This is a genomic window from Aurantimonas manganoxydans SI85-9A1 (assembly GCF_000153465.1).
Taxonomy (GTDB): domain Bacteria; phylum Pseudomonadota; class Alphaproteobacteria; order Rhizobiales; family Rhizobiaceae; genus Aurantimonas; species Aurantimonas manganoxydans.
This window is the reverse complement of sequence record NZ_CH672387.1, coordinates 2,230,804-2,243,049: the sequence shown is the minus strand read 5'-3', so window position 1 is coordinate 2,243,049 and position 12,246 is coordinate 2,230,804. Positions and strand designations below refer to the sequence as shown.

Below are 12,246 nucleotides of genomic sequence, written 5' to 3'. Positions count from 1 at the left end.
GGGATTGTCAGCCGGCGATCTCCAGCAGCCGCAGCGTCGCCTGGTCCTCGCGGCCGTTGCAAAACAGAGCAAGGGCGTCCCGGAAAACGGACGGATCGCCATCGGCCGCATGGGCGAACAGGGTCATCGACGAGCCGAACTTCATGTCGTCGGGCGCGCCGAAGATCGCGGCGAGCGACCGGTCACCATGCGCCAGAACCGCCTTGGTGCAGTCGACGAGCCGGGGCCCCAGCACGGGATGGCGGAGATAGGCGCGGGCCTGGTCGAGCGAAGCGATGCCGAAATGCCTGGCCATGTCGGAATGGCCGAGACCCTGCAATTGCGGAAACACGAACCACATCCAGTGACTGCGTTTGCGCCCTGCCTGCAATTCGCCGAGCGCCTGCGCGTAGACCGGCGCCTGCGCGGCCACGAAGCGTTCCAGATCGTTGGGATCGTCTTCCGTCACATCCTTACTCCTTCGGCCGGCGTTTCGATGAACGCGCTGCACGCCGTTTGGTGCCGGCTTCCGCATCGGTGATCTCGATCCAGACCGGCGCGTGGTCGCTGGCCTTTTCCCAGCCGCGCACGTCGCGGTGGACGCCGGCGGCCAGCAATCGTGGGGCGAGGGTGGGGCTCAGCAACAGATGGTCCAGCCGCAGGCCGGCATCGCGGCCCCAGGCGTTCCGCAGATAGTCCCAGAAGGTATAGATGGAGGCCTCCGGGTGCAGGCTGCGGATCGCGTCGGTCCAGCCCGCGTCGAGAAGGCGGTGGAACGCTTCGCGCACCTCCGGCCGGAACAGCGCGTCGTCCACCCAGTGCTCCGGCTTGTAGACATCCAGCTCGGTCGGGATGACGTTGTAGTCGCCGGCCAGCACCACCGGGGCCCCGGTCGCCATCAGATCGGCGGCGTGGTTCGCGAAGCGCCCCAGCCAGCGCAGCTTGTAGTCGAATTTCGGGCCCGGCGCCGGGTTGCCGTTGGGCAGATACAGGCAGCCGATCAGAACGCCTTTCACCGCCGCTTCCAGATAGCGGCTCTGATGGTCGTCGTCGTCGCCGGGCAGGCCGCGCCGCGTCTCGAGCGGGTCGGTGCCGCGGGCGAGGATCGCGACGCCGTTCCAGCTCTTCTGCCCATGCCAGATCGCGCCGTAGCCGGCCTCGCGGATGGCGTCGATCGGAAACTTCTCGTCCGGGGACTTCAGCTCCTGCAGGCAGACGGCGTCGGGTTCGGCCTCGGCGAGCCAGCGCAGCAGCACGGGCAGGCGGCCATTGACCCCGTTGATGTTGAAACTGGCGATCTTCATCCGGCAGACTTGGCGTCATGCCGCTTGATTTCGAGAGGCGGCCAGCGCCGAATTGCGGGCGGGCGCGGTCCTGTTCGGAGTTTTGACCTTGATCAAGGCGGGGGCTGCGCCGAGCCGGCACTCTGACGGCATGTCGAACGCCGTCGCGATCGCAACTCGGGCAAAGGGTCGTCCCATGCACAAATCCCCCATCGCGGACCTTGCGGTCTATCTCGACGGATCGCCGTCGGACGAAGTCGCCATCGACTATGCCGAAACGATCGCCAGCGCATTCGGCGCCCATCTCGAATGCATGCTCGCCAACCATATCCAGATCACCGGCGTGCCGGCCGGGCCGGGCTCCGACATGCTGGTTGCCGAGCTCTTCAAGGTCGGCAAGGACACTGGCGATGCCGCCGAGCAGAAGCTGCGCCAGCGACTGGATCGGGTCGCGGTCCCCTATGGTCTGCGGCGCTCGGACGGCAGCCTCGGTCATCTGTCGGCCGCAGCCGAACGGCTTGCCGGCACGACGGATCTGTTCGTGCTGGTCCAGCAGAGCGGCAAGCATGCCCTCAGCGGGCAGGTGGTCGAGGCAATCCTGTTCAATGCGCGCGCGGCAACGCTGGTCGTGCCGCCCAAGCCGAAGCGCAGCTTCGCTGCACCGGAGACGGTCGTCGTCGGCTGGCGGGACTCGCCCGAATGCGCCCATGCGGTGGCGGCGGCGTTGCCCTTCCTGAAGCAGGCCAAGCTCGTCGTCCTGGCGAGTGTGGTCGAGGATGGCGCGACCGAGCAGCGGCACCTGGAGCCGATGGCCGACATGGCCCGCCATCTCGATCGCCATGGGGTGACGGTGGAGACCCGCGAACTGCCGAACTGGCGCCATCCTGCCGATGCCCTGATGAAGGAGGCGGAAACCCTCGCCGCGGATCTGATCGTCGTCGGCGCCTATGGCCATTCCCGCCTGCGCGAGATGCTGCTGGGCGGCGTGACGCGCGAGCTTCTTTCCCGCTGCGACGTCCCGCTGCTCCTGTCACGCTGACGATCCTTCCGGAGACGCGCGATGCATTACGGTCACCTGGAATACAGCATCGAGCCGTGCGGCGAGGGCTGGCAGGTCAGTTTCTGCCATTCGCCCCACGGCCGGTTCCACCGTCGGCTGGACGCCCTGCGCTCGGCCTTCGCCGATGCCGAGCGCGTGACGCGGCTCGGGCAGGCTGTGAGGCTGAAGGTCGCGCGGCCCCGCCACGCGGCAGGCCTGCCCGCCCGGATCGTGACCCCGTCGCCGGCCGCGGCCGGGCCCGGTCGCGCCATGTGCTGACCGCCCGGCAGGCGGCTTCGTTCGACACAAGCAGTCCCCGTAACGAATGCAAGGTTGAGGCCGATGACCATGATGAAAGCGGCGATCTTCGTCGAACCGAACCGGATCGTGCTGGATGAGAAGCCGATTCCCGATGTCGGCCCGCTCGACGCGCTGGTGCGGATCACCACCACGACGATCTGCGGCACCGACGTGCATATCCTCAAGGGCGAATATCCGGTCGAGCGCGGGCTGACGATCGGCCACGAGCCGGTGGGGGTGATCGAGAAGCTCGGCTCGGCCGTGCAGGGCTACACCGAAGGCCAGCGGGTCATCGCCGGGGCGATCTCGCCCAGCGGCTACAGCAATGCCTGCCTGTGCGGCTGCCATTCGCAGGATGGTCCCGGCACCAAGCACGGCTTCCGGCCGATGGGCGGCTGGCGCTTCGGCAACACCATCGACGGGGCCCAGGCCGAGTTTCTGCTGGTGCCTGACGCCATGGTCAATCTGGCGCCGATCCCGGATGGTCTCACCGACGAACAGGTCCTGATGTGTCCCGACATCATGTCGACGGGGTTCTCGGGCGCCGAGAGCGGGTCTGTGCGGATCGGCGACACCGTCGCGGTGTTCGCCCAGGGGCCGATCGGCCTCTGCGCCACGGCCGGCGCGCGGCTGATGGGCGCCACCACGATCATCGGGGTGGACTCCGTGCCCGAGCGCATGGAGATCGCCCGCAAGATGGGCGCCGACCACGTTGTCGACTTCACCAAGGGAGACGTCGTCGCCGAGATCATGCGCCTGACCGATGGCCGCGGCGTCGACGTGGCGATCGAGGCCCTCGGCCGGCAGGAGACCTTCGAGGCGGCGCTGCGGATTCTGCGCCCGGGCGGCACGCTCTCCTCACTCGGCGTCTATTCCAACGACCTCACCATCCCGCTCGACGCCTTCAGCGCCGGCCTCGGCGACAACAAGATCGTCACGACGCTGTGCCCGGGCGGCAAGGAGCGCATGCGCCGGCTGATGGATGTCATCGCGTCGCAGCGCCTCGACACGACTCCCCTGGTGACCCATCGTTACAGGCTCGACGAGGTCGAGGATGCCTACGATCTCTTCTCGCATCAGCGCGACGGTGTCCTGAAGGTCGCCATCCAGCCTTAGAAGCAACGGCTCCGGCATGGTATGTTCCTCGCCGTTGACGCGAGGTTGGCGGCACAGGGACGGACGATCATGACCCAGACCCGAGGCGCGCTGACGGCCGGCGCCGCATGAGTATCCGCAATTTCGATGCGCTGTTCGCGCCGCGGTCGATTGCGCTGATCGGCGCCAGCAACGAGCCGGGATCGGTCGGCTCGGTGCTGGTCGACAATCTGGTCTCCGGCGGCTTCGCCGGCCGGATCATGCTGGTCAATCCGCACGCGCGCGAGATCCACGGTCGGCAATGCCATCGCTCGGTGGAAACGCTACCCGAAGTGCCGGACCTAGCCGTGATCGCCACGCCGGCGCGCACAGTGCCTGGCATCATCTCGGCGCTCGGTGAGCGCGGTTGCTGCGCCGCGATCGTCATTTCGGCCGGCCTTGGCGAGGCGGTGGACGGCGCCACCCTGCGCCAGCAGGTGCTGGACGCCGCGCGCCCGCATCTCATGCGGATCGTCGGGCCGAACTGCCTCGGCCTGATTTCCCCGGCCGCCGGCATCAATGCCAGCTTCGCCCATCTGATGCCGCGGGCCGGCGACATCGCTCTGGTCAGCCAGTCCGGCGCGATGCTGACCTCGGTCATCGACTGGGCCGACGAGCGCCGCATCGGCTTCTCCCATCTCCTGTCCGTCGGCGACATGTCCGACGTCGATTTCGGCGACATGCTGGACTATCTGGCGACCGACCGGACGACCCGCTCGATCCTGCTCTATGTCGAGAACGTCACCGAGGCGCAGAAATTCCTGTCGGCCGCCCGGCTGGCGGCTCGCTCCATGCCAGTCCTGGTGATCAAGGCCGGGCGCAGCGCGGCCGGCGCGCGGGCCGCGCAGTCCCACACCGGCGCGCTGGCCGGCTCCGATGTCGTCTACGACGCCGCCTTCCGACGCGCCGGCATCCTGCGGGTGCGCGAGATCGAGGAATTGTTCGAAGCCGCCGCAACGCTGGCCAGCGGCGTGCGGATCTCCGGCGACCGGCTGACCATCCTGACCAATGGCGGCGGAGCAGGCGTCCTGGCCGTCGATGCGCTGGAATCCGACGGTGGGCGGCTGGCCAGACTCAGCGAGGAGGGGATTGCCGCGCTCGACGGCGTGCTGCCGCCGACCTGGTCGCGCGCCAACCCGGTGGACATCATCGGCGACGCCACGCCCGAGCGCTACGGCGCGGCGCTCGACATCCTGATGAAGGAGCGCGAGAGCGACGCGATCCTCGTCATCAATTGCCCGACCGCCGTTGCCGACGGCATGGAGGCCGGCCGCCGCATTGCCGCGATCGCCAAGCGGCGTCCGCGGTTTCCGGTGCTCACCAACTGGCTCGGCGGAACCTCCGCGGCCCCGGTGCGCGACCTCTTCGCCGCCGAGAAGGTCGCGACCTTCGACAGTCCCGAAAAGGCGATCCGGGCCTTCACCCATCTCGTCGAATACAAGCGCAATCAGGAGCTTCTCCTCGAAACGCCATCGGCCGGCGTCGCCATCGGCCACGAGGATATCGCAAGTGCGCAGGAGCTGATCGAGACCGTCCGCCGGGATGGCCGCACGATCCTGAGCGAGTACGAGGCCAAGCGGCTGCTCGCGACCTTCGGAATCCCGACCGTGACCACCCGCATGGCGGGCGATGTGGACGGCGCGGTCGCCTGTTTCGAGGCGATCGGGGCCCCCGCCGTCCTGAAGATCGTCTCCGCCGAGATCTCCCACAAATCCGATGCCGGCGGGGTGCGCCTGAATATCGGCTCGGCGCAGGAGATGCGCGAGAGCGCCGAGGCGATGCTGGAGGCCGTGCGCGCATACGCCCCGCATGCGCGCATCGACGGCTTCACCGTGCAGCCAATGATCGTGCGCGACGGCGCCTATGAACTGATCGCGGGCATCGCGCCGGACCCGACCTTCGGCCCGGTGATCCTGTTCGGTCGCGGCGGCAAGGCGGCGGAGGTGATCGGCGATCGCGCCATCGGCCTGCCGCCGCTCAATTCCGTCCTGGCGCGCGAGATGATCCGCGCCACCCGGATCTCTAAGCTGCTCGCGGGGTATCGCGACGTGGCGCCGGTTGCCTTCGATGCCCTGGCCGATGTTCTGGTGCGCCTGTCCGAACTGGCGGTGCATCTGCCGGATGTCGCCGAACTCGACATCAATCCGCTGCTCGCCGACGCCGAGGGTGTGCTGGCACTCGACGCCCGCATCTCGCTGCACGCGGCGGGCGCGGTGCGGGTCGCGCCGTCGATCCGGCCCTATCCGCGCGAACTGGAGCGCGCCGTCGAACTGCGCAACGGCGAACGCTTTGTGCTGCGGCCCATCCGGCCGGAGGACGAAGATCCGCTGGTGGAGATGGTCGCGCGCTGTACGCAGGAGGATCTGCGGCTGCGCTTCATGGCCCCGATGAAGGCGCTGCCGCACCAGACGGCGGCGCGGTTCTCGCAGATCGACTATCACCGCGAGATGGCGCTGGTCGCGGTCGAGCCGGGCAGTGCCTACGGGCAGGGGCCGATCTACGGTGTCGCGCGCCTCGTCTCCGACCCGGAGAACGAGGCCGCCGAATTCGCCGTGCTGGTGCGCTCGGACATGAAGGGGCGGGGGCTCGGCTACCGGCTCCTGTCGGAGATCCTCGCCTATGGCCGCAAGCGCGGCCTGCACCGCGTCTATGGCGAGGTGCTGCGCGAGAACGTCACCATGTTGCAGATGGCCCGCGACCTCGGCTTCCGCGCCGACAGGACGGAAGACTTCTCAGAAACCGCGCATGTCACCATCGAATTCGACAGAGAGGCTGACGCCTGAGGCGGAGTGCTGACGGGGGCGCCGGCCGCCGCCCCGTATCATGGCTAGTCCTGGATGCTCTCGATATAGGCGATGATTGCCCGTGCCTGGCCGGGACCGAAGATGAACTCCGGCATGTCGGGATGCCCGGTCCAAAGGCCTTCCACCAATGCCTCCTCGAGGCTGGCGATGGGATAGCTCTGCGACAGCGTGCGGAACGCCGGTGCCTGCGGATGCGGGCTGGTGCCGGTCCGCGCGATGGCATGACAACGGGCGCAATTAGTTTCGAGAAAGCGTTGGCCGTTGGCGATCTGTGCGAGATCCTGTGCCGTGGCTGCGGATAGCAGCAGGGCAAGGCCCGCCACCGCCATGGCCATCAGTGCCAGCCGCCCCCGCATGGATGTCGATCGCGTCATCGTCGTCTCCCGGTGTGTACCCGTCGCGGCATCTCACCACCGCGCGCGGCACCCCGCCTTGACGCCGATCAATGCGGGGCGATCTGATCCGGGCGAGGCAACGGCGCGCGCGGCCGATCGGCTGCCGGAAAAGCGGGGCGTCATGCACGAAGCCGACGACACAGTCCTCGAATGCATCCGCTCCTCGCTCTTCGCCGGCGTTCCGGCCGAACGGATCGAGACCGTCACCACCCATATTTCCATCGTGCTCCTGGGTGGTGAGACTGCCGTGAAGCTCAAGCGGCCGGTCAAACGGCCCTATGTGGATTTCTCGACGTCCGCCCTGCGGCTTGCGGCCTGCGAACGCGAACTCGACCTCAACCGGCGCACGGCGCCGCAGCTCTACCGCGCCGTTCGCAGGATCACGCGCGCGCCCGGGCGCGGCCTCGCCCTCGATGGCGGCGGAGAGCTTGTCGACGCGGTCGTCGAGATGCGCCGCTTCGATGCGGACGGCCTTCTCGACCGGCGCGCCATGGAGGGCACGCTGACCGGTCCGCTGATGGATCGTCTCGCCCGGACCATCGCGGCGTTCCACGAGACGATCCCGCCTGATCCCGCGCCGGACGGCGCCATGCGGATGGCAGCGGTCCTCGACATCAACGAGGCGGCGTTCGCCGCGACCGAGCTGTTCGGCGGAGAGGAGACCGACCGCTTCAATCGACGGTTCCGCCGGGAGCTGGCGCGGCTCGGGCCGCTTCTGGACGGGCGCGCGAAGGCCGGCCGGGTGCGGCGGTGCCACGGCGACCTGCATCTGCGCAACATCTGCACCGTCGACGGCGAACCGGTGCTGTTCGACTGCCTCGAGTTCGACGAGGCACTGGGAACCACCGACACCCTCTACGATCTGGCGTTCCTTTTGATGGATCTCTGGCATCGCGGGCTGGAGGAGTTCGCCAATCGTGTTCTCAACCGCTATCTCGACGCGACCCGGGACGAGGGCGGTCTGCCGGCGCTGCCCTTCTTCATGGCGGTGCGCGCTGCGGTCAGGGCCCATGTCGGTGCCGCGCAGCTCTCGGATGCCGGGCCACGGGCGAGCGATATCCGCGCCGAGGCCCAACGCTATTTCGCGCTGGCGCTCGACCTTCTGAAACCCCGGCCGGCCCGGCTGATCGCCGTCGGCGGCCTGTCGGGTTCCGGCAAGTCGACGGTCGCCGCCGCTCTGGCGCCGCGCATCGGCCCGGCACCGGGCGCGCGCACGCTGTCCAGCGATCGCATTCGCAAGCGTCTCTGTGGCGTGTCGGCCGAGACCCGGCTGGAGGCCAATGCCTATACGTCGGACACGACCGAGCGGGTCTATGCGGCCATGGCAGCAGACGCCGAGCACATCCTACGGCTGGGTTACGGCGTCGTGGCGGACGCCACCTTCGAGCGCGCCGTCGACCGCAGCCGCATCGCCGCGACCGCACGCGACGCCGGCGTCGATTTCCAGGGTCTCTGGCTCGATGTCGATCCAGCCGAGATGCTGCGCCGGGTCGCGGCGCGTCGGAACGATCCCTCCGACGCCACGACCGCGATCGTGAGGCAGCAACTCGCTCGCGATCCCGGCGACATCGACTGGGAGCGGATCGACGGGGATGGCGAACCCGAGCGGGTTGCAGAGACGGCCCGCCGCGCCGTCGATCGGCAGGGCGAACACCTGCAGCGCAGCCGACAGGGGCGAGACGCGCGTGACACAGAGCTGGGTTAGCCTTGGCGCCGACCGGCGGGGCGCGATCGCTGACGCTGAGCAGCGATCTACGCCGACCGGTCCCGCGCTTGACGCCGATCAATGTCGGGTCCGCGATCGCAGTTAGGCTGGGCGGATCGAAGGAGATCCCGATGACCACCACGCCGCAAGACTTTCCCGCCTCGTTCCGGCACGTCCGGCTGGAACTTGCCCGCGAGAAGGACCATCCCGGCGGCGACAGCCGCTACGGCTATGACCTTCTGGTGCCGCTCGACACGGAGAGCCGGATCGATCCGGCGGAATGGAAGCCGCATCAGGCGGCCTGCCGCGTCCGCCACTTCCAGGACGGCGAGAGCGACCGGATCGGGCGGCTGCGGCGCAAGCCCGGCGGCACGTGGTATTTCGACTACGAGGCCGGGCCGGCCGACGACGAGATCGGTTTCCACTTCGATCAGGAGCGCTTCGTGCCGGGGGAATACGTCTCGATCCGGCGCGGCGGCGAGACCCACACCTACCAGGTCGTGAAGGTCGGGCCGATCTGAGCGGCACTGCCGCCCCCAACTCTTCGACCGCACGGAGCGATACCATGACAGTTTCGAACACGACGCCCGACACAGTTGCCTGGCTGACGCCGACCGAACTCATGTTCCTGCAGATGCAGGGCTGGCAGACCGCCGTGATGGTCGGGGTGCATGCGGCGCAGGCGGCCGCGCGGCTGTCGGCGGAGATGCACGAGATGGCCGGCCGGCGGTGTCTTGCCGATGGCCGGGCGATGCGCGCCTTGTCCGCATGCGAGGGACCGGCCGATGCCCTGCGGCTCCAGCGCGACTGGATGGCCGCGGCCGCAGCCGACTATGCGCAGATGGAGACGAGCCTCCCGCGGCTGGAGGCGAGCCTGGTGGACGAGGTTTCCGAACCGCTGGTCACCGCGTGGATCCGTTCGGACGATCCGGCAGAATAGCGCGACCGACCTCCGGGCTGGCAGCAGCCAGTCCGGCCAGCGAAAGCCCGCCATTGCCAGATAAAGCGATGCCGTCGTCCTGACGATCAGGACAACGGCTTTGGTCTGTCGGAGGGGCTGTTGCCGACCTCGTGCTGTGTCTGAAGGCGTGGCGGATCGTCGCTTCTATGCCGCGTGGCGCGACGCGATCGTCTCGATCTCCTCGCGGCTGACACGGTCGTGCGACATCAGGATCTGGACGATCGGGTCGTCGAGCATCTCCGCCAGCATCGGTTCGCCTTTCCAGCCGTCGAGCCAGCGACTGCGGCCCGTCACGGTGTCGGTGCCCGGCACGGCGCGGTTGGCGGAAACGTCCTGAAACTGTCGATGCCTGCTCATCGCGAAAGTCCTTTTTCACGAAACGTCGAAGGCAGCATAGACGAACCACGCTGCCACGAATTGATATGTGTCATCGGGGGACAAATGCCAGCATTCGCTGACAGGGATATGTCAGCCGGGACCCGATCTCATTTAGCGCTCACGATGTCGTCGAGATCGTCCATGCTGGTTTCGTCGCTGAGGAACAGCGCGACGGGGCGCAGGCGCGGAAGATGGGCGCAGGTCACGATGATGCCGATCGTGACCGGCACCGCCAGAAGCGCGCCGGCGACACCCCAGACCCAGCCCCAGACCAGCAGCACCAGCAGGATGACCAGCGGCGACACCGACAATTGCTTCCCCTGCACCTGTGGGTCGACGTAATTGCCCATGATCTGCTCGATCACGAGAATGCCGATGCCGACGATCACCGCGGTGCGGAAATCCTGCTGCACATAGACGTGAACGACCGGCAGCGCGCCGGCGACGAGCGAGCCGAGGGTCGGCACGAAGTTCAACAGGAACGCCAGGATCGCCCAGACCAGCAGGAGATCGACGCCGAAGAACCAGAGCCACGCGGCGTAGAGCCCGGCCGTCAGCAGTCCCAGCACGACGCGGATGAGGAGATAACGGCGGAGCTGGCGCGCGATGACGTCCAGCGATTCGAACACGCCGCTGCGTTGGTCGGGATCGACGACCGCGCAGACCTTGGCGCGCCAGTTCGGCGCCTCGATCAGCATCAGGAGCGTGAAGAAGAAGATCAGCACCATGGCCGCCAGCGCCGAACCGGCGGAGCTCAGCACCGAACTGGCGTAGCTCGACGCATATTCGGCGATTCTGCTGCCGAGCTGGCCGCCCGCGCCGCGAAACTGGTCGGTGACGCTGGAATAGACGTCCGACGAGTCGGAGGTTCCGGACGACCCGGCGGCGCCGGCGGCAGTCTCGCCGCCGGCCGTCGACGCGCCTTGCGCTCCCTCGGCATTCCCCGACGAGCCGGAAGAGATCATCGGCGCCAGCTCCTCGATCTTCTGGGAGACCTGCGGGAAGGCTTCCGAGATCCGCTGCGCCGACAGCCAGAGTCCACCGAGGAAGACGAACAGGATGACGATGATCAGGCCCATCGCGGCCACATGGCCGAGCCAGCCGAACCGCCGAGGCATGCGCCGCTTGACCATGCTGTCCACCGGCGCCACGACGAGGGCGATCAGGATCGAGAAGATGAAGGGCACGACGACCGAGCTCATCGCCTGCAGCGCCCAGCCGACCAGGATCAGCGTGATGATCGAGAGCAGTCCGATGGCGATGGTTTGCCAGGGGAGGCGCGAGACCTTCGAGACACGTTCGGTACGCGCGGCCCGTTCGCCGTCCGAATGGGGGGTAGGGGTGGTGGCGGACCCGGCCATCCTGTCTCCTGTCGCATCTGTGGTCTGCGGTCGGACCGACGCCGGGACAGCTGCCTCACGGCCGCGTGAGCGCGGTCATGCACCCAATGGCCGAGACGGCGGTGCGTTCCATCGAAAGGGCGCGTTGTCGGGGATGCGGATGGACCAGAGCGGCGCTGAAGTCCGACGTGTTCAGGCGGACGCGCCGAAAACAGGGGCCGTACGCAGCGTGGTCAGCCGCCGAGGCAGCAGCTGTCACGACAGCACGGTCGACGGACTCGTGCCAAACGATGTTGGTCCGACGGTCTCGTGCTAAACGATGTTCGGGGCGTGCCTGGCGCGTTCGGCGCTGAACTCGACCGCAAAGCCGTCCTCGATGTGACGCACGATCCGTCCGGTCGTGGTGCCGAGGGTGATGCGCGAGCCGACCGCCGGGCGAATGCTGCTGGTCACGGCGGCGCCGGAGAGCGACAGATCGATGATCTGCGCCGGGTAGCGGCGGCCGTCGTCCAGAACCATGTCGACGAATGGGTTTTCCGGCGCGTTCCGCTCGTGGCGGCGGTCTTCCGGCAGCGACAACTCATGGCGGTTGGCGAACCAGGTGAGCTGCGCCGCCAGCTTCTCCCGCTTGCGCGGCGTCGACTGGAAGGCCAGGTCGAACCCGCCCTCGAAGACGCGCGAGACCGCGCCTTCGAGCCGGCCGATATGGTCGATATAGACGATGATCCGCTCGTTCTCGACCGGCACCACGGAGGCGGTGACCGAGACATCGCCCGGCGACATGTTCTCGGCCCGGCACGGGAATTCCGTCCGGTCCTCGCGCATGAAGCGGCCGAGCAGATCGATCCGCACGCGCATGAAGCTGCTGCGTTCGGCTGGCTCCGAACGGGGCGCCTGGGCTGTGGCTGACATCGCTACGACCATTTCT

The 12,246-nt window shown here is 68.0% G+C and carries 13 protein-coding genes; 7 read left to right on the top strand and 6 right to left on the bottom strand.

Annotated elements, in window-relative coordinates:
• Window positions 1-7: 7 nt before the first annotated feature.
• On the bottom strand, window positions 8-448 hold the full coding sequence (locus tag SI859A1_RS10655) for a DUF1810 domain-containing protein (protein ID WP_009209776.1): 441 nt from the start codon (window positions 446-448) through the stop codon (window positions 8-10).
• A 4-nt stretch (window positions 449-452) separates the two neighbouring features.
• The gene (xth, locus tag SI859A1_RS10650) at window positions 453-1,283 is read right to left on the bottom strand and encodes an exodeoxyribonuclease III (protein WP_009209775.1); all 831 of its coding nucleotides are present in this window, start codon (window positions 1,281-1,283) and stop codon (window positions 453-455) included.
• Window positions 1,284-1,458: 175 nt separating this feature from the next.
• Between xth and SI859A1_RS10645 the strand changes: the two genes are divergently transcribed.
• The 4 genes from SI859A1_RS10645 (at window position 1,459) to SI859A1_RS10630 (ending at window position 6,518) form a co-directional block, all read left to right on the top strand.
• A complete protein-coding gene (locus SI859A1_RS10645; RefSeq protein WP_040325688.1) occupies window positions 1,459-2,301 on the top strand; it encodes a universal stress protein in 843 nt (280 codons plus the stop codon).
• Window positions 2,302-2,322: 21 nt separating this feature from the next.
• Window positions 2,323-2,580, top strand: a complete 258-nt coding sequence (locus tag SI859A1_RS10640; RefSeq protein ID WP_040325687.1) for a hypothetical protein — start codon at window positions 2,323-2,325, stop codon at window positions 2,578-2,580.
• A 63-nt stretch (window positions 2,581-2,643) separates the two neighbouring features.
• Complete coding sequence (locus SI859A1_RS10635) at window positions 2,644-3,717, top strand: NAD(P)-dependent alcohol dehydrogenase (RefSeq protein ID WP_040325686.1); 1,074 nt, start codon at window positions 2,644-2,646, stop codon at window positions 3,715-3,717.
• Between the two features lie 107 nt (window positions 3,718-3,824).
• Window positions 3,825-6,518, top strand: a complete 2,694-nt coding sequence (locus tag SI859A1_RS10630) for a bifunctional acetate--CoA ligase family protein/GNAT family N-acetyltransferase (protein WP_009209772.1) — start codon at window positions 3,825-3,827, stop codon at window positions 6,516-6,518.
• Window positions 6,519-6,562: 44 nt separating this feature from the next.
• Here SI859A1_RS10630 and SI859A1_RS10625 read toward each other — a convergent pair whose 3' ends face one another.
• Window positions 6,563-6,913, bottom strand: coding sequence for a c-type cytochrome (locus SI859A1_RS10625; RefSeq protein ID WP_009209771.1), 351 nt, complete (start codon window positions 6,911-6,913; stop codon window positions 6,563-6,565).
• Window positions 6,914-7,055: 142 nt separating this feature from the next.
• Here SI859A1_RS10625 and SI859A1_RS10620 point away from each other — a divergent pair, with 142 nt between their 5' ends.
• From SI859A1_RS10620 to SI859A1_RS10610, 3 genes are all read left to right on the top strand, one after another.
• The gene (locus SI859A1_RS10620; RefSeq protein WP_009209770.1) at window positions 7,056-8,639 is read left to right on the top strand and encodes a bifunctional aminoglycoside phosphotransferase/ATP-binding protein; all 1,584 of its coding nucleotides are present in this window, start codon (window positions 7,056-7,058) and stop codon (window positions 8,637-8,639) included.
• A gap of 131 nt (window positions 8,640-8,770) precedes the next feature.
• Window positions 8,771-9,160: a hypothetical protein gene (locus tag SI859A1_RS10615; RefSeq protein ID WP_040325684.1), complete on the top strand. Its 390-nt coding sequence runs from the start codon at window positions 8,771-8,773 to the stop codon at window positions 9,158-9,160.
• 44 nt (window positions 9,161-9,204) lie between these two features.
• Window positions 9,205-9,579, top strand: coding sequence for a hypothetical protein (locus SI859A1_RS10610; protein WP_040325683.1), 375 nt, complete (start codon window positions 9,205-9,207; stop codon window positions 9,577-9,579).
• A gap of 165 nt (window positions 9,580-9,744) precedes the next feature.
• On the opposite strand, the gene SI859A1_RS10605 is transcribed toward SI859A1_RS10610, so the two are convergent.
• The 3 genes from SI859A1_RS10605 to SI859A1_RS10595 all read right to left on the bottom strand — a co-directional run bounded on the left by SI859A1_RS10605 (window position 9,745) and on the right by SI859A1_RS10595 (window position 12,230).
• The gene (locus SI859A1_RS10605; protein WP_040325682.1) at window positions 9,745-9,957 is read right to left on the bottom strand and encodes a hypothetical protein; all 213 of its coding nucleotides are present in this window, start codon (window positions 9,955-9,957) and stop codon (window positions 9,745-9,747) included.
• A gap of 128 nt (window positions 9,958-10,085) precedes the next feature.
• Window positions 10,086-11,339, bottom strand: a complete 1,254-nt coding sequence (locus SI859A1_RS10600; protein WP_009209768.1) for an AI-2E family transporter — start codon at window positions 11,337-11,339, stop codon at window positions 10,086-10,088.
• A gap of 291 nt (window positions 11,340-11,630) precedes the next feature.
• Window positions 11,631-12,230, bottom strand: coding sequence for a PilZ domain-containing protein (locus tag SI859A1_RS10595; RefSeq protein ID WP_050767707.1), 600 nt, complete (start codon window positions 12,228-12,230; stop codon window positions 11,631-11,633).
• Between the last annotated feature and the right edge of the window lie 16 nt (window positions 12,231-12,246).